This is a genomic window from Nonomuraea sp. NPDC002799, from assembly GCF_053592075.1.
Genome location: NZ_JBSFVA010000025.1, coordinates 128486 through 150677 on the forward strand (window position 1 = coordinate 128486; position 22192 = coordinate 150677).

The window sequence follows — 22192 nt, forward strand, 5'->3', positions numbered from 1 at the left end:
TTGTGTCCAGGCCATTAGTCCTTATGATGTCCACAAAACGGACATGCGTCTCAATCAGCGACAAGGAGGGCGCGCGGATGGCGATCCCCGACCCGTCCAGGACGGGTCTGGCGCCCTTCAGGGGCTGGCAGACCTGGTATCGCGTCACCGGTGATCTCACCGGTGACAAAGCTCCCCTCGTGGTGCTGCACGGCGGGCCCGGCGCGGCGCACGACTACACGCTGCGCATCGCCAGGCTCGCCGAGCGCGAGCGGCCCGTCGTGCACTATGACCAGCTCGGCGTGGGACTGTCCACGCACCTGCCGGACGAGGGCGCCGACTTCTGGACCGTCCAGCTCTTCCTGGACGAGCTGGACAACCTGCTCGAACACCTCGGGATCGCCGGCCGCTACCACCTGCTCGGGCAGTCCTGGGGCGGCATGCTGGCCGCCGAGCACGCGGTGCTCCGGCCGTCCGGGCTCCTGGGCCTGGTCATCGCGAACTCCCCGGCCTCCATGGTGGTGTGGCGCGAGGAGTGCGACCGGCTCCGCGCCGAACTGCCCGAGGACGTCGAGCGCACGCTGCGCCGGCACGAGGCCGCCGGCACGACCGGCCACCCCGGCTACCGCGCGGCCGAGAAGGCGTTCAACGCCCGGCACGTCTGCCGCGTCGTGCCCAACCCCCCTGAGGTCCTGGCCAGCGACGCCAAGACCACCGCGGATCCGACCGTGTATCACACGATGAACGGGCCCACCGAGTTCCACGTCGTCGGGACGCTCAAGAACTGGTCGGTCGTCGACCGCCTGCACCTCGTCACCGCCCCCACCCTGCTCGTGTCCGGCCGGTACGACGAGGCGACCCCTCGCACCGTGCGGCCCTTCGCGGACCGGATCCCCGACGTCCGCTGGGAGCTGTTCGAGCAGTCCAGCCACATGCCGCACATCGAGGAGGAGGAGCTCTACCTCCAGGTGGTCGGTTCCTTCCTCGACGAAACGGAGTCCCGTTGAAGCGCATCATCCCCCTGGCGGCCCTGCTGGCGCTGGCCGCCGCCTGTTCGAGCGGAACGGCGGCGGCGCCGGCCCAGGAGCAGCCCGCCGCCGCCGAGCAGCACCGCGGCGGCACGCTCAAGCTGCTGGCCAAGGCCGGCGACGGCACGCTCGACCCGCAGATCAACTACAGCAACGGCAACTGGCAGGCCTTCCAGGCGCTGTACGACGGGCTGCTGGCCTTCAAGAAGGTCGGCGGCGAGGCTTCCTACCAGCTCACCCCCGACCTGGCGGCCGCCATGCCGCAGCTCGGCCCGGACGGCAAGAGCTACACCTTCACGCTGCGCAAGGGCGTCAAGTTCAGCAACGGCGACGCGGTCACCGTGGACGACGTCAAGGCGTCGTTCGAGCGGATCTACAAGGTGTCCGGGCCCACGTCGGGCACCTTCTACGCCGGCATCGTCGGTGCCGCCGCCTGTGTGAAGAAGCCCGCGGACTGCGCCCTGGACAAGGGCGTGGTGGTGGATCCGGCGGCGAACACCGTCACGATCAACCTGGTGGCCGCCGACTCGGAGTTCCCGTACAAGCTGGCGCTGCCGCACGCGGCCGTGCTGCCCAGGTCGACCCCGGCCAAGGACCAGGGCAGCACGCCCATCCCGGGCACCGGCGCGTACCAGGCGGTGTCGTACGACCCGAACAAGGAGCTCAAGCTCACCAGGAACCCGCACTTCACCGAGTGGTCGCGCGAGGCGCAGCCCCAGGGCTACCCGGACGAGATCGTCTACTCCTACGGGCTGACCGCCGAAGCCGCCGTCACCGCGATCCAGAACGGCCAGGCCGACTGGAGCTTCGACCCGCTCCCGGCCGACCGGCTGACCGAGATCGGCAGCCAGTACGCCTCCCAGGCCCACGTCAATCCGCTGTCGGCCTTCTGGTACCTGCCGCTCAACACCAACATCGCGCCGTTCGACAAGCTTGAGGCCCGCCAGGCGCTGCAGTGGGCCATCGACAGGAACGCGGTGGTCAAGATGTTCGGCGGCGCGAACCTGGCCGCCCCCGCCTGCACCCTGCTGCCCGCGGGCGTTCCTGGGCATGCCGACTTCTGCGACTACCCGAAGCAGGACCTGGCCAAGGCGAAGCAGCTCGTCCAGCAGTCCGGCACGGCCGGGGAGAAGGTCGCGGTGACGATCGCCGACGACGACGTGAGCAAGCAGATCGGCGAGTACGTCAGGAGCCTCCTGGAGCAGATCGGCTACAAGTCCGAGCTCAAGGTCATCTCCAGCAACATCCACTTCACCTACATCCAGAACACCAAGAACAACGTCCAGGTCAGCGTGAGCCAGTGGTACGCCGACTACCCGGCCGCCTCGGACTTCCTGCACGTGCTGCTGTCGTGCTCGTCCTTCCGCAAGGGCAGTGACGCCAGCATCAACATCTCCGGCTACTGCGACTCCGGCAACGACGCCCGCATGTCCGAGACCATGCGGCTCGACCAGACCGACAAGAACGCGGCCAACGTCAAGTGGGGCGAGATCGACCGCGAGCTGATGAAGCAGAGCCCGATCGTGCCGCTGTTCCAGCCCAAGCAGGTCGACTTCGTCTCCTCCAGGGTCGGCAACTACCAGTTCCACAAGCAGTTCTTCATGCTGATCGACCAGCTCTGGGTGAAGTGATGGCCGCTGACGTGGCCCTGACGGGGGTGGGAACCACCCCCGTCAGGGCGGGCGCCGGGCCCTGGCGGCAGGCCGGCGCCCGCCTGCGCCGCAACCGGCCCGCCATGATCGCGGCGCTCGGCCTGCTGCTCATCGTGGCGGCGTGCCTGCTCGCGCCGCTGTACGCGAGCGCGATCGCGCACACCGAGCCCTTCATCTCGAACGTCTCCGGCACCACCTGGGTGGGCGGCAAGCAGGTCCAGGTGCTGCAGCAGAGCTCCGAGGGCCTCGGGCTCGGCGTCACGCCGATCGGGCCGACCTGGGACCTGGGGCACTTCTTCCTCGGCGCGGACAACCAGGGCCGCGACGTGCTGGCCAGGCTGCTGTACGGCGGGCGCAACAGCCTGCTCATCGGCGCGGGGGCGGCGGTGTTGTGCTGCGTGCTGGCGACGGTTCTGGGGGTGGCCGCCGGATATTTCGGCGGCTGGATCGACGCGGTGTTGTCGCGCTGCTTCGACGTCATCTGGGCCTTCCCGGTCTACCTGCTGGCCATCTGCCTGTCGGTCGTGCTGCTGACCAGCGGCCTGCACCTCGGCCCGGTGAACGTGGACGCGGGCAGCCTGTGGTTGCCGATCATCATCATCGCGCTGATCTACGTGCCGTACGTGGCCCGTCCGCTGCGCGGCCAGGTGATGGCGCTGCGCGGCAAGGACTTCCTGCACGCGGCCGTCGGGGCCGGGGCGTCGGACCTGCGCGTCATGCGGCGCGAGGTGCTGCCGAACGTGCTGCCCACGGTGGTGGTGTTCCTGCCGCTGATGACCGCGCTCAACATGCTCACCGAGTCGGCGCTGTCGTTCCTCTCGGTGGGCGTGCAGTCGCCCGACGCGAGCTGGGGGACGATCATCAACGACGGTCTCGCGCTGCTCTACACCCGGCCGATGATCACCATCGGCGCCGGGCTCTTCGTCGCGCTGACCGCGGTCGCGCTCAACGTCTTCGGTGACGGCGTCCGCGACGCCCTCGACCCGAACGCCCGCCTGCGAGGTGCCGCGTGATCCGATACATCGCCAGGCGGTTCGGCGCGGCGCTGCTCGTGCTGTTCGCGATCAGCGTCCTGGTCTTCCTCATCTTCTTCGCCACCCCGGGCGTGGACCCGGCCGCCCGCATCGCCGGCAAGAACGCCGATCCGGCGACGCTCGCCCAGGTCAGGGCCTCCTTCGGGCTCGACGATCCGCTGCCCGTGCAGTACGTGATGATGATGAAGCACCTGTTCGTCAGCCACGACCTGGCCTCGTTCGTCAACCGCGGCACGCTGGTCATCCCCCAGATCGTCAGCGCCATCCCCGTCACGCTCTCCCTCGTCGTGGGCGCGGCGGTGATCTGGCTCGTGCTGGGCGTGGTCATGGGCACGCTGGCCGGGGCGTTCCGCGGCACGTTCGTCGACCCGCTGGTCATGCTGGTCGGCGTCTTCGGCGTCTCCCTGCCGGTCTACTGGCTCGGCGAGGTGGTCAACCTGATCACCCAGAAGCAGTGGCACGACTCGGTGTTCTCCTGGGTGCCACCGCTGGGGTACGTGCCACTGACCCAGAACCCCGGACAGTGGGCCGCGCACCTGCTGTTCCCCTGGCTGACGCTGGCGCTGCTGTACGCGGGCATCTACGCCAGGCTGCTGCGCGGCGAGCTGATCAACGCGCTCAACGAGGACTACGTGCGCACCGCCCGGGCCAAGGGGCTGTCCGAGCGGCGGATCCTGATCAAACACGCGCTCAGGTGCTCGCTGATCCCGATCGTGTCGCTGTTCGGCCTCGACTTCGGCGCGCTCGTGGGCGGCGCCGCGCTGCTCACCGAGGTGGTCTTCGGGCTGCCCGGTGTCGGCAAGCTCACCTACCAGGCGCTGCAGAACCTGGACCTGCCCATGATCATGGGCACCGTCCTGTACGCGGCCTTCTTCGTCGTGCTCGCCAACGCCGTGGTGGACGTCCTGTACGCCCGGCTCGACCCGAGGGTGCGCCATGCTGCTTGACGTCACCGACCTCCGCGTGCGCTTCGGCGCCTTCACCGCCGTCGACGGACTGTCGTTCTCCGTGGACGAGGGCGAGGTCCTGGGCATCGTCGGCGAGTCCGGCTCGGGCAAGAGCGTGTCGATGATGGGGCTGCTCGGGCTCATCCGCACCCCGGGCGCCGAGGTGTCCGGGACGGTGCGCTTCCGTGGCCGGGACCTGCTCACGCTCAAGGACCGCGAGATGCGCTCGATCCGGGGCAAGGAGATCGCGATGATCTTCCAGGACCCGATGACCGCCCTCACCCCCGTCTACACCGTCGGCTGGCAGATCGCCGAGCAACTGCGCGCCCACACCGGCCTGTCACGGGGCGCGGCCCGGCGGCGGGCCGTCGAGCTGCTGGACGAGGTCGGCATCCCGGCGCCGGACAAGCGCGCCGACGCCTTCCCGCACGAGTTCTCCGGCGGCATGCGCCAGCGCGCGGTCATCGCGATGGCCCTGTCGTGCGACCCGGCGCTGCTCATCGCCGACGAGCCGACCACCGCCCTGGACGTCACCACCCAGGCGCAGATCCTCGACCTCCTGCGCCGCCTGCGCCGCGACCACGGCTCGGCCATCCTCATGATCACCCACGACATGGGCGTGGTCTCGGAGATCGCCGACCACGTCATGGTCATGTACGGCGGCAGGGCCGTCGAACGCGGGCCCCGCCAGGCCGTCTTCCGCGCGCCACGGCACCCCTACACCTGGGGCCTGCTGGACTCCGTCCCCCGCGTGGGCGGGCACCGGCTGCGGCGGCTGCCCACCATTCCCGGCACCCCCGGCGCCTCGGGTGCCGGCTGCCCGTTCGCCGACCGCTGCGCCTACCGCCACGCGAGCTGCGCCGAGGCGCCTCCGCTCACCGGATCCGGCCATCTGGACGCCTGCTGGTTGCCGGCCGCCGAACGGGCGGGCATCCGCACCACCCCCGTGAAAGAGGAACGATGAGCAGCCTGCTCACGGCCACTGACGTGGTCAAGCACTTCCAGGGCGGCGTCCAGGCCGTCAACGGCGTCAGCCTCGACGTCCGCCAGGGCGAGACGCTGGGCGTGGTGGGCGAGTCCGGCTGCGGCAAGTCCACCCTCGGCCGCTGCCTGGTGCGCCTGACCGAGCTGACCTCCGGGCGGGTCGAGTTCGACGGCCGGGACATCACGCACCTGTCCCGGCGCGCCCTGCGTCCCGTCCGCAAGGGCGTGCAACTGGTGTTCCAGGACCCGTACGCCTCGCTGAACCCGCGCAGAACGGCCGGCGACGCCGTGGCCGAGCCGCTGCACATCCACGGGTACGGCGGCGCGGCGGCGATCCGGCGGCGGGTGGCCGAGCTGTTCGACCTGGTCGGGCTGTCGGCTCAGCACCTGGACCGCTACCCGCACGAGTTCTCCGGCGGGCAGCGGCAGCGCATCGGCATCGCACGGGCCGTCGCGCTCACCCCCAAGCTCGTGGTGGCCGACGAGCCGGTCTCCGCGCTCGACGTGTCCGTACAGGCGCAGGTGCTCAACCTCTTCGCCGACCTGCAGGAGGAGCTCGGCCTGACCTACGTGTTCATCGCCCACGACCTCGGCGTGGTCCGGCACGTCTCCGACCGGATCGCGGTCATGTACCTGGGCGAGGTGGTCGAGGTCGCCGAGGCCGAGGCGCTCTACGACGCTCCAGCGCATCCGTACACGCAGGCCCTGTTGTCGGCCGTGCCGCAGATCGACGACGGCACGGACCTCCCCCGCCGCGAGCGCATCGTGCTCACGGGCGACGTGCCGAGCCCCATCGACCGGCCCTCGGGCTGCTCGTTCCATCCCCGGTGCCCCGTCGCCCGGGATCGTTGCCGCACGGAACGGCCGGCGCCGCGCGAGCTCGCCGGCCGCACGATCGCCTGCCACTACCCCGCCGCCGGCCTCGACCAGGGCTGACGCCCGCCCGCCTACCCGGGGCCGGCGCAGAGCTGGGCGGTCAGGGTGGTGCGGGCCCACTCCTCCCACGTGTCCGGTGACCAGCCCCGGTCGCTGACGAAGATCAGGTAGAGCTCCGGGCTGAGCAGGCCGAACAGCAGGTCCGCCGCCGGCTCGGCGGTGAGGCCGGGACGGGCGTCGGGCTTGCCAGCCAGGGCTTCGGCCGCCGCGTACTGCACGGTGTAACGCGGGTCGTGGCCAGCCGGCCACTGCGCGGCGATCTCCGGGTCGGTGGCCGCGGCGGCCGCGATCAGCGGCATGATCGGGGCGACCCGGCCCAGGACCTCGCGGACGCCGCGGACGTGCGCGCGCAGCTGCCCGGCCGCGGTGGGCTCGGCGCACGCGGCGCGGAACCACTCGCGATCCATGGTGGCGACCGGCTCGGCGTCCCCGGCGATGGACATGTCGACGACGTCCTTGAACAGCGTGCGCTTGTTGCGGAAGACGAAGTAGACCGTCTGCACGGCCACGCCCGCTCGGTCCGCGACCTCCTGGAGGCTCGTCGCCCCATAACCCTGCGCGACGAACAGCTCGCGAGCCGCCTCGACGACCTTTTCACGGGTGCGGCGGGCGCGCTCGGCTCGCTTGTCCGGCCGCTTGACGTTCTCCATGATGCGAGTATATCTCTAGAGTACGTCACTAGAGTTCAACTCTAGATTCTTGGAGGAACCGATGGACCAGCCCTACACCGCCCAGAAGCCGGACCCGGAGGAGGAGTCCGTCCTTCGCGCACTGGAGCGCTTCTACGACGCCGGCCGGCCGGCGTGGGACACCGGCGTGACGCCGCCCGAGCTGGTGGCCCTGGTGGAGGGACCGGGCGCGCTGCCGCCCGGCCGCGCACTCGAACTCGGCTGCGGCACGGGGACCAACGCCGTCTACCTCGCCCGGCACGGCTGGGAGGTGGCGGCCGTCGATCTGATCGACCGCGCCGTCGACCAGGCCAGGGAGAAGGCCGCGGCGGCCGGGGTGGCCGTGCGGCTGCGGCACGGAGACGCCACCCGCCTCGACGAGCTGGACGTGCCCGGCCCCTTCGACCTGTTCTTCGACCTGAGCTGCTACTGCGGGATCCCGCTGCACCGCCGCGACGCCTACGCCGCCGGGCTCACCCGGCGCGCCGCCCCCGGAGCACGGTTACTGATGTTCGGGTACGGCCCCGAGCCGCTCGGCAACCCGACCACCGAGATCAAGTCGTGGGCGGCGGGCGTCACGGCCGACGAACTCCGCACCAGGTTCGCCGGCTGGGAGCTCCTCGACGTCACACCGGGCACCAACCCGGTGCCGACCTTCTGGTTCACGCTCGGCCGCGACGCCTAGCGATCGCCGGTCACCGCCAGGAGCCCCCGCCGGCGACCGGAATTGAGCAGGGGGATACTCACGCGCCGCCGGCGCACCGGTCCTTACGGTGAGCCGCATGCGCACCCTTTTACGCGTGTTCCTGGTCGCGGCGCTGGGGGCGGGGCTGCTCACCGCGCTCCAATCCCCCGCCGCCGCGGACCCGATCGTGAACGTCACCGTCACCATCAAACGCATCACGCTGCTGGCCGGCGGCGACTGCGGCGATCCGGACTTCTACAACCGGGTCTGGATCAACGGCATCTACATGGACAACGAGGACAGCGCCTCGCAGGACGACTGGGAGGGCCACGACGACATCACCCCTGATTGGCAGTTCTCCAAGCCCGTCGACGTCGCGGCCCTCGCCACGCCGGGCCGGATCCCGATCAAGATCGAGGTCCACGACGAGGACGGCGGCCTCTGCTTCGGCGGCGAGCACTACGACTCCTCCCCCACGGCTGACCGTTACGTCGACGGATACCTCGACCTGGCCGGCTGCTCGGTCCACGACCCACGGCAGCTCGACGGGCCGTACCTCGGCGGTTGCCGGACCGACATCGTCCAGGCGGGCACCGCCGACGAGCGGGTCAGGCTGACCTTCCAGGCCGACGCGAAGGAGCCGGCGAGCGCGCCGGGCCTGAACATCCGCTGCACCCACACGCCCGCCTGGCCGCAGCCCGGCGAGCCCGTGAAGATCGTCGCCACCGCCCTCGACGGCGAGCTCCGGCCGACCGTCGTCGCCGACGACCTGGAGATCTGGGTGAACCTCCAGGCGAACGCGGCCACCCTGGCCGGGAGCCCGTTCCAGTCGCGGCACGGCGTCGGCTCGCTGACCGAGACCTTCACCCCCCGGGCCGACCTGGCCCCCTTCGCGTACGGCTGCCGCCTGGTGGAGAACGGCGTGAAGCTGTTCTCGTCCTGGCACACGGTGACCGTGGGCGACCCGAACCCGAACTTCACCTTCCCCAAGCCGGCGATCCCGATCATCTACACCGGCCCCAGGGACAGCCGCATCGACATCGTCTTCATCGCCGACAAGGACGAGTACTCAGGTCCGCGCGACCCCCGGTTCATCACCGACGTCTCCGACATCATCGAGCGCTCGTACTACGGCTTCAAGGAGTATCTGACCAGGCAGGACATGTTCAACTTCTGGCTCCTGCCCGACAACACCGGCTATGCCAGCGACGCCACCGGCGACAAGGACTGCGACCACGGGTTCCCCGTGTTGTGGGACGACATCTACGCGTGGGCCGACGCCGGCGCGATCCTGCACCACCGGGGCGCCCAGCAGGACTGCGCGATGCGCGGCGACCGGATCTTCTCCACGCTCGTCGACCCGGGGCAGCCGAGGATCGCCACCCACGAGACCGCCCACCAGCCCTTCGGCCTGTCCGACGAGTACGTGGGCGGCGGCGCCTTCCAGGCGGACGTCTTCCCCAACATCTACGCGGAACTGGACGACTGTGAGGACGACGCCCCGCAGCTCGGCCGCACCGGCGACGCCTGCTACAGCTGGGAGAAGGAGCACTGGTACGGCGACGCCGACTGGTGGAGCTCCGAGCCCCATCCCGACGACCTGATGTTCGACGACGGCCAGGCCCGCGCGGCCGACATCCGCCGGTTCACCTACGTCTTCTCCGGATGCGAGGCCGCGAAATGCTGACCCGAGCCCACTGGGCCGTCGCCGCCACGGCCGCCCTGCTCCTGCTGGCGCCGCTCAGCGCCGAGGGGGCGCCCGAGGACCCCGCCACCCTGCCGATCCCGCAGCTCGACACCGCCGATCCCGACAAGTCGGTGGTCGCCCGGGTGCGGTTCTCCTCCCGGACGTCCGCGAGCGTCGAACGGGTCAAGGTGTCCCGTTCGCGGGCCCACACCCACTTCGGTGACCCGCCCATACTCAAACTCGGCCTGGTCGACGTGGACGGGCAGGTGATCGAGCGGATCAACACGTGGAGCCCGCTCTGGACGTACGAGAAGGGCGGCGACCAGCACGCCGGGCTGCGTGACAGCGGCTCGGCCAGCTTCATCGTGCCGTTCTCGCCCGCCCTGTCGGCCATGACGGTGACCGACGTCGCGCTCGCCCGGGACGTCCTGACCATCGACCTGAAAGCGCCGCTCAGGGAGTTCTGCCTGGCGCACCCCGAGGATCCCGACTGCCTGGAGGCCGATCTCGCGGTCACCTCGGTGACCCCGGCCGCCCCGCTCTTCGCCGTCCTGGGCAAGCCGGTCACGGTGACGGTCGCCTCGGGGGTCGCCAGCACCGGCCCCGACGGGCCGGTCACCGCCGTGGTCCGCCAGGACCTCGCGGCCGGCGACGGCCTCACCGTCACGGCGGGCGCCACCGTCGAGACCGGCCTGGCTGCGGGGGCCACCGCGACCCTGACCCGGGCGTACACCGTGACCTGCGCCGAGGCGGGGACGCACCCGATCGACTTCACGACGTCGATCAGGCCGAAGCGCGCCACCGTCGTCGACCCCGACGCCGGCGACGACACCAGGACGACGCGGCTCACCGTCGACTGCGCCATCCCGGTGACGATCAACATCCAGCCCGGCAGCGCCGGGAACAACGTCAACCTGAACGGCAACGGCGTCGTCCCGGTGGCCGTCCTGACGACCACAGCCAGGGAGTACGGCAACCCGGTCGCGTTCGACGCCACCCGCATCGAGGCGGCGACCCTGCGCTTCGGCTCGCCGGCCAAGCTGCTCGCGTCCGCCGGCCGGTCGGAGGCCCACGGGAAGATCCATGCCGAGAAGTCGGTCGAGCCCGACGAGCACACCAAGGACGCCGACCTGGACGCCGTCACCCACTACCGCTACGACGTGCTGGAGGTGAGCGACACCACCGCCTGCGTCGTCGGCCGGGCCGCCGGGCTGACCTTCCACGGTTGCGACCACGTCAGTGTCCGTGGTTGAAAGTACTTGACGGTGTGGCAAATAGAAAGTACTTTCCGAAGTGGAAAGTAAGGAGGAGGGCGATATGCACATCACCCCCGAAGAAGCGGCGCGGTCGCTGGCCCAGATCCACGAGACGCAGCACAGGGCGCTGCGATCCGCGCCCCCGATGTTCCCGTCCTGGTACGTCGTGGCGGTCTGGGTCTTCGTCACGGGCATGCAGTTCTTCACCGAGGTCACCCCTCTGTGGGCGCTCTGGATCGCCCTCCCCATCCTCTTGATCGGGCTCGTGGCCGCCGTGCTCAAGTTCGTCATGGACATCCGCAATCAGTCCATGCGGCTGCATCCCGCCGTGGTGGATCCCTGGGCGTGGGGCGGCTTCGCGGCCTGGATCGTCATCATGACGCTCGGCAGCCTGGGAGTGGTGCTGGCGTTGATGGCGCTCGACGTCACCTACCCGCGGACCGTGATGGGGGTCACGATGACCGTGATCGTGCTGATCACCACGCCCGTCCTGACCCGATGGATGTCCATGAGGACCGTTCGCCGGGCCGAGACGACGGACCGATGACCCCACAGCTCGATCCGGTCGTCCACGCCCCGACCCGGCTGCAGATCGTCTCCCTGCTCGCCGCAGCCGACGAGGCCGAGTTCGCCTTCGTCCGCGACAGCCTGGACATCAGCGACTCGGTGCTGTCCAAGCACGCGAGCGCCCTGGAGTCGGCCGGATACGTGAAGATCCGCAAGGGACACGTGGGCAAGCGCCCGCGAACCTGGTTCAGCCTGACGCCCGCCGGCCGCAAGGCGTACCAGAACCACGTGGCCGCCCTCCAGGCCATCGTCGCCCAGTCCGGCCTCTCGGTGCTCGGCCCGCGAGGCGGACCGGACTGGGGTGACGATGCGGTCGGGGCCGCGATGGCGGAGGCCGTGATCGATCCGCAGGACATCCGGGCCGGCGACCAGGACCGCGACAAGGTGGCCGGACTGCTGCGGGTCGCGGTCGGCGACGGCCGTCTCACCATGGACGAGCTGACCGAGCGCATCGAGCGCGTCTACGCGGCGCGAACGGCCGGCGAGCTGGCCGCGATCGTGGCCGACCTGCGACCGGCCGACGTGCTGCCCTAGTCCCCCGACCGGGTGGTCACCGTCCGCGTGCGGAGCGCTTCACAGAATGAGGGCCACGCATAAATGCGTGCCGTACTGCGTCGTCATGAACATCCGGTACGGCAGCCGCGCCGCCTTCCTGCTTCCCCTCGACAGGGGGCTGACCGCGAGGACGGCCAGGACGATCGCGCCGATCAGGGTGATGGCGGCGGCCGGGACCAGCACCGGGGCGAGAGCCGACGCGGCGAGCAGGTACGCGCCGCCCAGCGCGATGGCGGTCAGGCCCACACCACGGCGTACGGCCGACGTGCCGAACAGGTCCGCCGCCGATCGGCGCCCGGCGGCGGCGTCGCCGGCGGTGTCGGAGAAGTCCTTGGTGGGCGTGCCGACCAGGCCCATCCACAACGACATGGCCACGGCCAGGACGCCCGCGGCGAGCAGCGGGGCGCCCGACGTGCCGTCGCCGCTGGCCAGGCCACCGAAGTAGGTCAGCAGCCCGCCCAGCGTCACGACGACGGCCGCGCCGGCGGGGTGGCGCTTGAGCGTGCACGGCGGCGCACTGTAGAGGTAGCCGAGCAGCATGAACGCGGCGATGGCGACGGCGAATCCGGGACCGATCGCGAGCCCTTCGAGCAGCGCCAGGCCGCCGGCGAGGAAGGCGAAGCCCCGGGCGAAGCCGCGCGGGAGGGCGCCGCGGGCGATGGGCCGCCGGGAGGCGTTGACGGCGTCCTCGACCACGTCGGTCACGCCGTTCAGGAGATAGACGAAGACGACCGCGCACTCCCAGGCGAGCGCGCCGAGCAGCACACGCGCGGTCAGGCCGGAGCCCAGCGCGGCACCGGAGGCGAACCTGAGCAGGAAGATGACCTGGACGACCGGACGGGCCTCGGACAGGCAGAGCCGGACGAGCGAAAAGGGGACACCGAAACGCCGGACGCGAACTCCGGAAAGAGTGACCATGTCTCGCAAAGTAAATGCGCGGCACCCGGAAAAACAGAGGTGTACGCCTTAATATAATGGATTACCCCCAGGCCGGACGGGGTCTACACCCTGCGATACACCCATGGTCCATTTCGGAATACATCTTTCAGTACACCCCGTGCATCTTGCCTCGCGGACCCGGCGCTTCCTATGTTTCTGAGTGGAAATCTGCTCCACGAAAGGAGACATCTGGAATGGTGCGTTTCACGCTCCTCGGCACGGTCACCGTGTCGGACAGGAGCAAGGTGTGGACTCCGAGCAGCCCGAAACTCCGCCAGATTCTCGCGCTGCTGCTGTCCCGCGCCGACCAGGTGGTCACCTTCGAGAGCCTCATGGAGGAATTGTGGGACGCCGGGCGGCCCAAGACGGCGCTGACCACCGCCCAGACGTACGTCTACCAGTTGCGCAAGGCGATCGACCGCGAGCTGCCCGGCGAGGTGACGCTGCTGACCAGGCCGTTCGGCTACCTCCTGCCGCTCAGCCCGCAACTTCTGGACGTGCGGCTCTTCCAGCACCTGGCCTTCGAGGGGCGGCGGCTGCTGAACGAGAGCTCCTGCGAGGAGGCGTCCTGGCATCTGTCCCGGGCGCTGGATCTGTGGGCCGGCGAGCCGATGGCCGACGTGCCGCGCGGGCCGCTGCTCACCGCGTACGCCGTCCATCTGGAGGAGCAGCGGCTGCACACCCTGGAGTTGCGCATCGAGGCGGACATGCGGCTCGGGCGCCACCGCGAGCTCATCGGGGAGCTGAAGTCGCTGGTGACCGTGCACCCGCACCACGAGTGGTTCCACGGCCGGCTCATCTCGGCGCTGACCAGGAGCGGCCGGCGGAGCGAGGCGCTGCAGGCGTACCGCAACGTCCGGCGGATCCTCAGCGACGACCTCGGCCTGGACCCTTCGCAGGAGCTGCAGGAGTTGCAGCAGGCGGTGCTGACCAACGGCTCGACACCCGCCCTGCGAGCCGTGTGACTGCCCGCCCCGCGAGCTGCGTGACGGCCTGCTCCGCGGGCTGTGCGGCCGCTCAGCTCGCGCTGGGGATGAGGGAGGCGGCGGTGGCCTTGTTGACGGCGTCGATGCGGGAGACCGCGCCGAGCTTGACGAAGATGTTGTGCAGGTGGCGCTTGACCGTGGCCTCGGTCAGCATGACCGCGGCCGCGATCTGGGCGTTGCTCATGGCCTTGGCGACCAGTTCGAGCACCTCCAGCTCGCGCGGCGTCAGCAGGCCGGACACGGGCTTGCCCGCGGCGCCGGCCGGCATCCCGAGCAGCGACTGGCGCGAGACGGCGAGCAGGACGCGGTCGGTGCCGGGCGTCGCCATCCTGATGGCCGCGATCAGCTCGTCCCAGCTCGCGCTCTTGTGCAGGTAGCCGCGGATGCCCAGGCCGACCAGCTCCAGGATGAGCTCGGGGTCGTCCTGCATGCTGAGGATGACGATCCGGGTGGCGGGGGACGCCTGGCCGATCTCGTGGATGTTGTCGGTGACGTCGCCGCCGGGGATGGAGACGTCGAGCAGCAGCACGTCCGGCTTGACCTGGGCGACCAGGGCCAGGGCGTTGCACGCGTCGCCCGCCTCGCCGACGACCTCCATGTCCTTCTGGCTCTCGATGATCTCTCTGAGCCCGACGCGGAAGAGGGTGTGGTCGTCGACGATGGCGACCCTGATGCGAGGGTGCTGCCCCGTCATTGGCCTTCCCTCAGAAGAGGGACGAGCAGTTCGACCAGGGTTCCGATGCGCGGGCCGCTGGTGATGGCCACCGAGCCGCCGATGAGCTTGGCCCGCTCCTCCATGATGGCCAGGCCCGCGCCGCTCTTGACGGTGAGCGGGTCGAACCCGGTGCCGTCGTCCCCGATCGACGCGCGCAGCTCGTGCGGCGCGATGTCGATCCGGACGGCGATCTCGGTGGGCGCGCTGTGGTTGAGCGCGTTGCGCAGGGCCTCACGGATGATGAGGAAGATCTCGTCGCGCACCTCGCACGTCAGCCAGTTCTCGTCGCCGCTGACGACCACGCGGTGCCGGACCTCGCCGGCCATCTCGGTCAGCAACGCGATCAGCGCCTTCTGCAGGTTGTCCACCGCGTTGCTGAAGCGCAGGTCGCTGATGAGCTTGCGGATGCTCTCCATGGCGTCCTCGATCGCGTCCTGCGCCTCGGCGACCTTCTCCATGGCCGCGGCGGGATCGTCGTCGAAGACGCGCCTGGACGCCTCCAGCCGCTGGCGGGTGACCAGGACGCCGTAGCTGACGCGGTCGTGGAGCTCGCGGGCGATCCGGCCGCGCTCCTGCCGCTGGTCCCGATGCACCTCGTTCAGCAGGAAGCTGGCGTACCAGGCGGAGGCGTCGCGAATCCGGCGGGTGAGGCTGGCGTTGAGGAAGCGTACGGTGTCGAGGAAGACCTGGTCGGAGACCTCGTCGCGGTCCATGGTGCGTGCGAGCCAGTCGAGCGTGACGTCGAAGAGCACGCCCGCCGCGCGCAGCGACTCGGTCGGATGGATGCGGCTGCGGGCCCTGGAAGCGGCGATCTCCTGGATCAGGTCGAGGTTGCCACCACCCAGGACGATGTCCGGATCACGCAGTTCCTCGGCCACGTCTATGAGGATGGTGGCGTAGTGGTCGAGCATCTGGTGCTCGGATTCGGAGTCTCCCAGAATGGGGCTATTTACTCTGCGTAGCTCGTCGACACAGGCGTCGAGTAATCGTTGGCGATCATTCAGCAAGGTTTCGGCGATGGCCACCCGCAAAGGGGCTCCAGCGTCGGATTCCCCCATAGCATCCCCGCCGCCTCAATCTTTCGAGCGCTCCCACGTACACCCTGATCGGATCTCACGTGGTCAGGACATCATGATATTTTGCATTTGCCAAAGTACCCTGGCCGATCCGAACCAGCAACCCCACTCGGAGTTGGTGCAATATTCAATAAACCGGCCGGCATTCCAGCACCGCCCAGCCGCCCGTGCGGGGCGGGTCGACGAGCTCGAATCCGGCCGAGCCGACGAGCCGCCGCCATTCGGCCAGGTCGCGGTGCCGGCCCCGGCCGCTCAGCAGAATGTCGACGTCGGCGAACTTTCCCGTGTCCCAGGCGTTCGGCCCGGACAACACGAACGCGCACACCAGCAGCCGCGTCTGCCCGCCGACCGCCCGCCGGACCCTCCCGAGGATCTCCCGCGCCCGGTCGTCGTCCCACTCGTGCACGGGATCGCGCAGCAGATACGCCTCCGCACCGTCGGGCACGTCGGGCACCCCGGGCACTACGGATGCCCCGGGCACTTCGGGCACTTCGGGTAGCTCGCAGACGGCCCGCACGTGTTCGGGTGACAGGCCCGGCAGCGGCAGGCCGCCGCCGACCTGCGTGATCCGCCGGAACCTCGCGAAGTCGAAGCCCGCCAGCAGCGCCTCGTCCGCGACGTGGTAGAAGCGGGCCTTGAGCCGTGCGCGCAGCGCGTCACCCGCCTGCGGCCCGGCGAGCACCTGGGGGACGGCCGGTTCGCCCGTGCGGAGCGTGTGCAGGATCTCCCCCAGGGGCCGCCACATCGTCTCGTGTCCGTCGAACAGGACGACGTCGCGCTGGCTCACGGCGCTGTCCGCGCGGAGCGCGTCGGCCATGGGGGTCAGGGCGAAGCAGCCATCGGGCTGCTGGAAGAAGACCCCCACGGACGCCGTGCAGCGCAACACCCGGTACAGCGCGCCCGCGTCGGCCCCCACCGCCTCGGCCAGCTCGGCGGCGGCCATCGGCCCGCCGGCCAGATGATCGGCCACGCCCAGCACCGTGAGCGCGTGGATCATCTGGGCGACGCGCTTGCCCTGGAAGAACAGCAGCAGCCGCCGGTGCGGTGGCAGATCGGCGGCGTCCGCCGGGCCGGCCACGGTGTCCGTTTCCGGACCTAACCCCATCGATTCTCCTCAGTGCCAAGAGCGGTCGCGCGCAGGAACCCGGTCACACGATGACGTGGCCGTCGCCCGGCCGCTCCAGACGCGAGCGGCGGAAGTCGGCCACCACGAACGTGCGCTGGAGCCAGCGGTCCGCCCCGTCGTACCGCGGCCGGAAGGCCGAGCGCCCGTGCACCGCCACCCGGTTGTCCACGATGGCCAGGTCGCCGGGCCGCAGGACCGCGGTGGTCGCCAACTCGTCGAACAACCGCCCCAGCTCCTCCAGCGCCCTGGCCCCCCGGGCCGTCAGCGGCTCGGTGGCCGACAGGTCGACGCAGAGGTCGGGGTCCTCCGGCGAGCCGGACAGCACGGGGCCTGGCGCGGCCCGGTCGGCGGTCCCGAACGACGGCGGGGCCGCGGTCACGAACTCGGGCGCGGCCAGCGCCGCCACGTCCGCCTCGCTCAGGAAGGGCATGACCTCCCTGACGCAGGACGTGCGCAGCCCCGCGACCCGCTCGTGGTCGGCGCGCAGGCACAACAACATCACGTAGTCGGGCCGGTGGACGTGGAAGGCGTTCTCGTTGTGGAAGCTGAGCAGCACCGAGCCGGCGTTGCCCTGGAACTCCTCCTTGCCCTCGACCGGCACGACGTCCTGCACCAGGGCGCCGCCCTTCTCCGGCAGGTAGGCGACCGGCTCGCCGAGGTGGACGGCCGCCAGCAGCAACATCAACGCCGGCACGGTGGCCGTGAGCTGCACCGACGTACTCGTCCGCGGCGTGCAGGGCAGCGAGTCCGCATCGACAGGCAGGCCGCTGATCACCATCGCGCCCTGGCTGCCGGAGTCTCGCCGGAACGTCCGCAACATCTGCCTGAACGAGGCGGGCATCTCGGGCGCGGCCCGCCGGCACGCCTCGATCATGGGCGGCGCGTCGAGCCGCCCGCGGGCCACCGGAATGATGGAGCGGGCCAGCACCCGCAAATGGTCGGCGTCGGCGACGCTCAGGCTTTGGGTGTCCTCTGTGGTCAGCAACATCGGCTCACTCTCCCAACAGGATGAAATGACGCGTGCAGCTCATTCGGGGGGTTATCGGCCGGCTTCAGGCCGATGGCGCGGGAAAGAAACCGGGCACTATTCCGAGTTCTCCTCCGGCGCGAACGCCGTCGTACACGAATTTCCCGACCGCCAGGTCGAGCACCCCGAGTCCGAAGGGCGAGAAGACGACGGGCCGGTCGCGGCGCACCCGCACCCGGCCGGTCATGACGTCGTACAGGGTGCCGTCCACGAACCCGCGCCCGCCGACGAGCTGTTCGGCCAGGTCGAGGGAGGTGCCGGCGCGCAGGCAGTGGTCCACGTCGTCGACGACGTTGGCGGCGTCCGCGATGAGCTCGGGCGCCAGGTCGCGCAGCGACACGTGCAGGACGAGCGGGTGGTGCGCGAGCGCGCCCGGCTCCGTGACGTGCGGGCTTCCGGCCACGGTGGCGAACACCACCAGGTCGCAGGCCCGCATGAGCTCCTCGCACGTGTCGTGCACGACGACGCCGTCGGCGAAGCGGGCCGCGTTGGCCGGGACGGCGTCGTAGGCGGCGACCTGCTCGAAGGACCAGCCGGCCGCGGCGAAGTAGGCGTGGATGGTGCGGGCGATCAGGCCGCAGCCGACGTAACCCACGCGGGCCGGGCGCGCGTGGCCGCGGGTGAGCCGGTCCGCGGCCAGGACCGCCGAGGCCGCCGTCCTGGCCGCGCTGATCAGGGAGGCCTCCAGGCAGGCGTACGGATGGCCGGTGACGGGGTCGTTCAGCACGAGCACGCCGGAGGCCCGCGGGATGCCCGCGCTCGTGTTCGCGGGGAAGCTGGAGATCCACTTGACGCCGTCCACGGCCTCGTCGCCGCGGATGGAGGCGGGCAGCGCGATGATGCGCGCCGACGGCCGGTCGGGGAAACGCAGGAAGTACGACGGCGGGTTCACGGTCATCTGCTCGCCGTGCCGCCGGTAGGCCAGCTCGACCAGCTCGATCACCTGTTTCTCCGCCCCGGCCAGCGTGCGGCGCACGTCGGCCGCCGGCACCACACCGAACTCGGGGATCATGAGGGTGTCACCCAGCATGGCTCAGCTCCTTTCGAGGGGTCGTGAGCAGGGCGGGCAGCGTCAGCGCGACCGCGCGCAACGCGTCCACGACGCCTGCGTCGCCGTACCTGGCGACCAGCGGCCGGGCGACGAGGTGGAACTCGGTGCAGGCCAGGACGACGCCCGAGCAGTCGTAGCGCTGCCGCAGGCGGTCGATCTCGGCCACCACGCTGTGCCCACCACTGGGCCCGCCGCCGTGCGCCTTCAGCCGGTAGATCAGGCGGTGGACCAGCTCCTGGTCGCCCTCCGCCGGAAGAGCGACCCGGCCGGCGACGCCGTCCCAGCCCGGCGCGTCCTCGAAGACCCGGGCGGCGCGGGTGCCCCGGGTGCACAGCAGGAGGTGCCTGCCCTCGCCGCGCCGCAGCCCGTCCAGGGTCAGGTCGACGAGGGAGACGACACGCGCCCGCACGGCGGGCTCGACCAGGGGCAGGAAGTGGTGGGCGGTGAAGCAGGCCACCACGAGCGCGCTCGCGCCACGCGACAGCAGGTCGCCCAGGCTCTGGCCGAGGCGGCGGCCGAGGTCGAGCGCGGCCGGTCCGCCGACGGCGGTCGTACGGTCGGGGAACGTGGGATCGGAGTCGAGCAGCACCCTGGGCATTTCCTGCTCGGGGATGCGCATATTCGTTTCGTACAGCGTCTTGAGGAATTCGGCGGAGGCGAGCGGCCCCATTCCGCCGAGCACACCGAGAACATTCACCCGTGCACGTTATGCGGGGCGGTTATCGGCTCGATATCGATAACGCCGTGATAGGCGGGGCTGCCACATTCGCAGGCGGACTAGAGAATGGGGACACACATCATGACCGAGGCCCTGCTCGAAAGCGTCCCGCTGGCCGACGGCGGGACGGAGCTGTTCGACTGGCTGGCCCGCATGCGCGCGGAGCGACCCGTCTGGCAGGAGGGGGACGGCGCCTATCACGTCTTCCGCCACGCGGACGTGGAGCGGGTGATCCGCGACCACACGGCCTTCTCCAACGACATCAGCCGCATCAACCCCGAGCTGGCCGAGATCAGCCGGGGCAACCTCAACTCGGTGGATCCTCCCGAGCACACGAAGTTGCGCCGCCTGGTGAGCAAGGTGTTCACGCCGCGCACCGTCACCGGGCTGGAGCCGCGCGTCGCGGCGCTCGCCACGGAGCTGCTGGACGAGGTGGACGGCGAGGAGTTCGACCTCGTCGACGCGCTGACCTTCCCGCTGCCGGTGATCGTGATCTCCGAGCTGCTCGGCGTGCCCGCCTCGGACCGCCACCTGTTCCGCACGTGGATCGACCGGCTGCTCAACGCCCAGGGGATGACCGCCCGCGAGGGCATCACCTCCGACTCGGCCGAGTACGCCGCCCTGCTCGAACAGGTCACCAGCGACATGGCGGACTACCTGGCGCAACACTGCCGCGAGCGCCGCGCCCGGCCCAAGGACGACCTGATCAGCAGGCTCGCCCAGGCCGAGGTGGACGGGGAGCGGCTCAGCGACGACGAGGTGGTGAAGTTCGCCGACATCGTGTTCATGGCCGGCAGCGTCACCACGACGCTGCTGCTCGGCAGCGCGGTCCTGTCCCTGGACCGGCACCCGGCCGCGACGGCCGCGCTGCGGGCCGAGCCAGGCCTGATCCCCTCGGCGATCGAGGAGGTGCTGCGTTACCGGCCGCCGTTCACCTCGGCCAGCCGGATCACCGCCCGCGAGGTCGAGATCGCCGGCACCGTCATCCCGGCGAACCAGCCGGTCACCCCGTGGTTGTTGTCGGCCAACCATGACGAGCGCGTCTTCGAGCGGCCCGGCGAGTTCGACATCCGCCGCGACCCGAACCCGCACCTCGCCTTCAGCCACGGCATCCACTTCTGCATCGGCTCGCCGCTGGCCCGCATGGAGGCCCGGATCGCCCTGGAGGCGCTGCTCCGCCGCTTCCCCCGCCTGGCGGTGAACCGGGACATCCCCATCGGCTACCACGAACGCGGCATGTGGGGACCGAAGAACCTGCCCGTCATCGCGCGGCGTGGCTGAGGGAGGGACCATGTACGACGTGATCGTGGTGGGCGCGCGCTGCGCGGGCTCGCCGGCCGCCATGCTGCTCGCCCGCGCCGGGTACCGGGTCCTGCTCGTCGACAAGGCCCGCTTCCCCAGGGACACGTTGTCGACCCACTACCTCCACCAGCCCGGAGTCGCGGCCCTGGGCCGCTGGGGCGTGCTGGACGACGTCGTGGCGACCGGCTGCCCGCCCATCGATCGCATCGTCTACCAGGTCGAGGACGTCCGGCTGGAGGGCTGCTCGTGGGGGGTGGACGGCTACCGCACGGCGTACGCGCCGCGCCGGCACCGCCTCGACCCCGTGCTGGCCGCGGCCGCGGTCGCGGCCGGCGCCGAGTTCCGCGACGGCTGCCAGGTCGACGACCTGCTCTACGACGGCGACCGCGTCTGCGGCGTCGCCCTCCGGACGGCGACCGGCCGCTTCGAGGAGCGGGCCAGGCTGGTGGTGGGCGCCGACGGCATGCGCTCCACCGTCGCCGCCCTGGCCGGGGCGCCCATCCTGATGGAGGACGCGCGCAGGTCGTGCGTGTACTTCAGCTATTGGGAGGACCTGCCGGCCACCTTCGAGGTGTACGCGCGCTCGCGCAAGCTGGTCGGCACCGTGCCCACGAACGACGGCCGTACGCTGGTGGGCGCCTACTTCCCGCAGTCGGAGTACGAGTCCGTCCGGGGTGACGCGATGACGGCGTACCTGGAGAACGTGCGCGTGACCGCGCCCGGGCTGCACGAGCGGCTGGGCGCGGCGCGGCGGGCCGAGCGGCTGTACGGGACGGGTGACCAGCGCAACTTCTTCCGTCAGGCGGCCGGTCCCGGCTGGGTGCTGGTGGGCGACGCCGGCTACCACAAGGACTCGATCGGCAACAGCGGCATCACCGACGCCTTCTTGCAGGTGCAGTCCCTCGTGGACCACATCGGCCCGGGGCTGCGGGACGAGAGCGCGCTGGCGGCGGCGCTGCGCGGCTTCGCCGCGGATCGCGACGAGCGGTTCACCGGGATGTACCACGGCACGCTGCGGGCCGCGGAGTTGCGGACCCCGCCGGAGCGGCTGACCATGTTGCGGGCCATCGCCGATCGCCAGGATCTGGTCGACCACTACTTCGCGACGTTGTCGGGGGTGTGCGAGGTGGACGACTTCTACACCGACGAGCTGCTCGACGCCCTCGTCTGACAGTTCCGCATACGGAACCGTGCGGGGGCGGGCCGGCCCCGGACGGGGGCGGCCAGCGGTGCCCGCCGGGGGGGCGCGAGATAGGAGGAGCGCCGGGGAGGGG

At 70.7% G+C, this 22192-nt stretch carries 22 protein-coding genes; 14 read left to right on the forward strand and 8 right to left on the reverse strand.

The features are described from left to right. Positions 1–77: 77 nt before the first annotated feature. Genes ACWD0F_RS35220 through ACWD0F_RS35245 form a run of 6 tightly spaced genes read left to right on the forward strand, consistent with a single transcriptional unit; the run spans position 78 to position 6560 of the window. Positions 78–986, forward strand: coding sequence for a proline iminopeptidase-family hydrolase (locus ACWD0F_RS35220; RefSeq protein WP_449883614.1), 909 nt, complete (start codon positions 78–80; stop codon positions 984–986). After that, positions 983–2638 carry an ABC transporter substrate-binding protein gene (locus ACWD0F_RS35225; RefSeq protein WP_449883617.1) on the forward strand — a complete coding sequence of 552 codons (1656 nt, stop codon included), beginning with the start codon at positions 983–985 and terminating at the stop codon, positions 2636–2638. The genes ACWD0F_RS35220 and ACWD0F_RS35225 overlap by 4 nt, the downstream gene beginning before the upstream one ends. After that, positions 2638–3672 (forward strand): ABC transporter permease, encoded by a 1035-nt coding sequence (locus ACWD0F_RS35230; RefSeq protein WP_449883619.1) that lies wholly within the window; start codon positions 2638–2640, stop codon positions 3670–3672. Before ACWD0F_RS35225 ends, ACWD0F_RS35230 begins: the two co-directional genes overlap by 1 nt. Continuing rightward, on the forward strand, positions 3669–4640 hold the full coding sequence (locus ACWD0F_RS35235) for an ABC transporter permease (protein WP_449883622.1): 972 nt from the start codon (positions 3669–3671) through the stop codon (positions 4638–4640). Before ACWD0F_RS35230 ends, ACWD0F_RS35235 begins: the two co-directional genes overlap by 4 nt. After that, a complete protein-coding gene (locus ACWD0F_RS35240; protein ID WP_449883624.1) occupies positions 4630–5604 on the forward strand; it encodes an ABC transporter ATP-binding protein in 975 nt (324 codons plus the stop codon). Before ACWD0F_RS35235 ends, ACWD0F_RS35240 begins: the two co-directional genes overlap by 11 nt. After that, positions 5601–6560, forward strand: a complete 960-nt coding sequence (locus ACWD0F_RS35245; protein WP_449883627.1) for an ABC transporter ATP-binding protein — start codon at positions 5601–5603, stop codon at positions 6558–6560. The genes ACWD0F_RS35240 and ACWD0F_RS35245 overlap by 4 nt, the downstream gene beginning before the upstream one ends. Before the next feature lie 11 nt (positions 6561–6571). On the opposite strand, the gene ACWD0F_RS35250 is transcribed toward ACWD0F_RS35245, so the two are convergent. Then, positions 6572–7210: a TetR/AcrR family transcriptional regulator gene (locus ACWD0F_RS35250; RefSeq protein WP_449883629.1), complete on the reverse strand. Its 639-nt coding sequence runs from the start codon at positions 7208–7210 to the stop codon at positions 6572–6574. A 61-nt stretch (positions 7211–7271) separates the two neighbouring features. Here ACWD0F_RS35250 and ACWD0F_RS35255 point away from each other — a divergent pair, with 61 nt between their 5' ends. From ACWD0F_RS35255 to ACWD0F_RS35275, 5 genes are all read left to right on the forward strand, one after another. Next, on the forward strand, positions 7272–7913 hold the full coding sequence (locus tag ACWD0F_RS35255; protein WP_449883631.1) for a class I SAM-dependent methyltransferase: 642 nt from the start codon (positions 7272–7274) through the stop codon (positions 7911–7913). A 97-nt stretch (positions 7914–8010) separates the two neighbouring features. Further along, the gene (locus tag ACWD0F_RS35260; RefSeq protein ID WP_449883634.1) at positions 8011–9600 is read left to right on the forward strand and encodes a hypothetical protein; all 1590 of its coding nucleotides are present in this window, start codon (positions 8011–8013) and stop codon (positions 9598–9600) included. Further along, complete coding sequence (locus tag ACWD0F_RS35265; protein WP_449883637.1) at positions 9579–10853, forward strand: hypothetical protein; 1275 nt, start codon at positions 9579–9581, stop codon at positions 10851–10853. The genes ACWD0F_RS35260 and ACWD0F_RS35265 overlap by 22 nt, the downstream gene beginning before the upstream one ends. A 64-nt stretch (positions 10854–10917) precedes the next feature. After that, positions 10918–11403 (forward strand): hypothetical protein, encoded by a 486-nt coding sequence (locus ACWD0F_RS35270; RefSeq protein ID WP_449883640.1) that lies wholly within the window; start codon positions 10918–10920, stop codon positions 11401–11403. Further along, positions 11400–11957 (forward strand): transcriptional regulator, encoded by a 558-nt coding sequence (locus tag ACWD0F_RS35275; RefSeq protein WP_449883643.1) that lies wholly within the window; start codon positions 11400–11402, stop codon positions 11955–11957. Before ACWD0F_RS35270 ends, ACWD0F_RS35275 begins: the two co-directional genes overlap by 4 nt. A 39-nt stretch (positions 11958–11996) precedes the next feature. Here ACWD0F_RS35275 and ACWD0F_RS35280 read toward each other — a convergent pair whose 3' ends face one another. Then, positions 11997–12896: a UbiA family prenyltransferase gene (locus ACWD0F_RS35280; RefSeq protein ID WP_449883645.1), complete on the reverse strand. Its 900-nt coding sequence runs from the start codon at positions 12894–12896 to the stop codon at positions 11997–11999. Positions 12897–13111: 215 nt separating this feature from the next. On the opposite strand from ACWD0F_RS35280, the gene ACWD0F_RS35285 reads away from it, so the two are divergent. Next, positions 13112–13882: an AfsR/SARP family transcriptional regulator gene (locus ACWD0F_RS35285; RefSeq protein ID WP_449883648.1), complete on the forward strand. Its 771-nt coding sequence runs from the start codon at positions 13112–13114 to the stop codon at positions 13880–13882. A 52-nt stretch (positions 13883–13934) separates the two neighbouring features. Here ACWD0F_RS35285 and ACWD0F_RS35290 read toward each other — a convergent pair whose 3' ends face one another. The 6 genes from ACWD0F_RS35290 to ACWD0F_RS35315 form a co-directional block, all read right to left on the reverse strand. After that, positions 13935–14597 carry a response regulator gene (locus ACWD0F_RS35290; RefSeq protein WP_449883650.1) on the reverse strand — a complete coding sequence of 221 codons (663 nt, stop codon included), beginning with the start codon at positions 14595–14597 and terminating at the stop codon, positions 13935–13937. Next, a complete protein-coding gene (locus tag ACWD0F_RS35295; protein WP_449883653.1) occupies positions 14594–15529 on the reverse strand; it encodes a sensor histidine kinase in 936 nt (311 codons plus the stop codon). Before ACWD0F_RS35295 ends, ACWD0F_RS35290 begins: the two co-directional genes overlap by 4 nt. A 292-nt stretch (positions 15530–15821) precedes the next feature. After that, a complete protein-coding gene (locus tag ACWD0F_RS35300) occupies positions 15822–16799 on the reverse strand; it encodes a methyltransferase (protein ID WP_449883656.1) in 978 nt (325 codons plus the stop codon). Between the two features lie 43 nt (positions 16800–16842). Then, positions 16843–17808 (reverse strand): TauD/TfdA family dioxygenase, encoded by a 966-nt coding sequence (locus ACWD0F_RS35305; RefSeq protein WP_449883658.1) that lies wholly within the window; start codon positions 17806–17808, stop codon positions 16843–16845. Between the two features lie 64 nt (positions 17809–17872). Next, positions 17873–18877 carry a 2,3-diaminopropionate biosynthesis protein SbnB gene (sbnB, locus tag ACWD0F_RS35310; protein WP_449883661.1) on the reverse strand — a complete coding sequence of 335 codons (1005 nt, stop codon included), beginning with the start codon at positions 18875–18877 and terminating at the stop codon, positions 17873–17875. After that, entirely contained in the window at positions 18867–19595 is a 729-nt protein-coding gene (locus ACWD0F_RS35315) for an aspartate/glutamate racemase family protein (RefSeq protein WP_449883664.1), read from the reverse strand. The genes sbnB and ACWD0F_RS35315 overlap by 11 nt, the downstream gene beginning before the upstream one ends. A 102-nt stretch (positions 19596–19697) precedes the next feature. On the opposite strand from ACWD0F_RS35315, the gene ACWD0F_RS35320 reads away from it, so the two are divergent. Both ACWD0F_RS35320 and ACWD0F_RS35325 read left to right on the forward strand, forming a co-directional pair. Beyond that, positions 19698–20897: a cytochrome P450 gene (locus tag ACWD0F_RS35320; protein ID WP_449883667.1), complete on the forward strand. Its 1200-nt coding sequence runs from the start codon at positions 19698–19700 to the stop codon at positions 20895–20897. A 10-nt stretch (positions 20898–20907) separates the two neighbouring features. Continuing rightward, complete coding sequence (locus tag ACWD0F_RS35325; protein ID WP_449883670.1) at positions 20908–22089, forward strand: FAD-dependent oxidoreductase; 1182 nt, start codon at positions 20908–20910, stop codon at positions 22087–22089. Positions 22090–22192: the final 103 nt, after the last annotated feature.

Bases quoted from the DNA above. Each gene is read 5' to 3' on its own strand.
- ACWD0F_RS35220 (WP_449883614.1), top strand. From the start codon at position 78: ATGGCGATCCCCGACCCGTCCAGGACGGGTCTGGCGCCCTTCAGGGGC.
- ACWD0F_RS35230 (WP_449883619.1), top strand. From the start codon at position 2,638: ATGGCCGCTGACGTGGCCCTGACGGGGGTGGGAACCACCCCCGTCAGG.
- ACWD0F_RS35240 (WP_449883624.1), top strand. From the start codon at position 4,630: ATGCTGCTTGACGTCACCGACCTCCGCGTGCGCTTCGGCGCCTTCACC.
- ACWD0F_RS35245 (WP_449883627.1), top strand. From the start codon at position 5,601: ATGAGCAGCCTGCTCACGGCCACTGACGTGGTCAAGCACTTCCAGGGC.
- ACWD0F_RS35250 (WP_449883629.1), bottom strand. From the start codon at position 7,210: ATGGAGAACGTCAAGCGGCCGGACAAGCGAGCCGAGCGCGCCCGCCGC.
- ACWD0F_RS35255 (WP_449883631.1), top strand. From the start codon at position 7,272: ATGGACCAGCCCTACACCGCCCAGAAGCCGGACCCGGAGGAGGAGTCC.
- ACWD0F_RS35260 (WP_449883634.1), top strand. From the start codon at position 8,011: ATGCGCACCCTTTTACGCGTGTTCCTGGTCGCGGCGCTGGGGGCGGGG.
- ACWD0F_RS35265 (WP_449883637.1), top strand. From the start codon at position 9,579: ATGCGAGGCCGCGAAATGCTGACCCGAGCCCACTGGGCCGTCGCCGCC.
- ACWD0F_RS35270 (WP_449883640.1), top strand. From the start codon at position 10,918: ATGCACATCACCCCCGAAGAAGCGGCGCGGTCGCTGGCCCAGATCCAC.
- ACWD0F_RS35275 (WP_449883643.1), top strand. From the start codon at position 11,400: ATGACCCCACAGCTCGATCCGGTCGTCCACGCCCCGACCCGGCTGCAG.
- ACWD0F_RS35280 (WP_449883645.1), bottom strand. From the start codon at position 12,896: ATGGTCACTCTTTCCGGAGTTCGCGTCCGGCGTTTCGGTGTCCCCTTT.
- ACWD0F_RS35285 (WP_449883648.1), top strand. From the start codon at position 13,112: ATGGTGCGTTTCACGCTCCTCGGCACGGTCACCGTGTCGGACAGGAGC.
- ACWD0F_RS35290 (WP_449883650.1), bottom strand. From the start codon at position 14,597: ATGACGGGGCAGCACCCTCGCATCAGGGTCGCCATCGTCGACGACCAC.
- ACWD0F_RS35295 (WP_449883653.1), bottom strand. From the start codon at position 15,529: ATGCTCGACCACTACGCCACCATCCTCATAGACGTGGCCGAGGAACTG.
- ACWD0F_RS35300 (WP_449883656.1), bottom strand. From the start codon at position 16,799: ATGGGGTTAGGTCCGGAAACGGACACCGTGGCCGGCCCGGCGGACGCC.
- ACWD0F_RS35305 (WP_449883658.1), bottom strand. From the start codon at position 17,808: ATGTTGCTGACCACAGAGGACACCCAAAGCCTGAGCGTCGCCGACGCC.
- sbnB (WP_449883661.1), bottom strand. From the start codon at position 18,877: ATGCTGGGTGACACCCTCATGATCCCCGAGTTCGGTGTGGTGCCGGCG.
- ACWD0F_RS35320 (WP_449883667.1), top strand. From the start codon at position 19,698: ATGACCGAGGCCCTGCTCGAAAGCGTCCCGCTGGCCGACGGCGGGACG.
- ACWD0F_RS35325 (WP_449883670.1), top strand. From the start codon at position 20,908: ATGTACGACGTGATCGTGGTGGGCGCGCGCTGCGCGGGCTCGCCGGCC.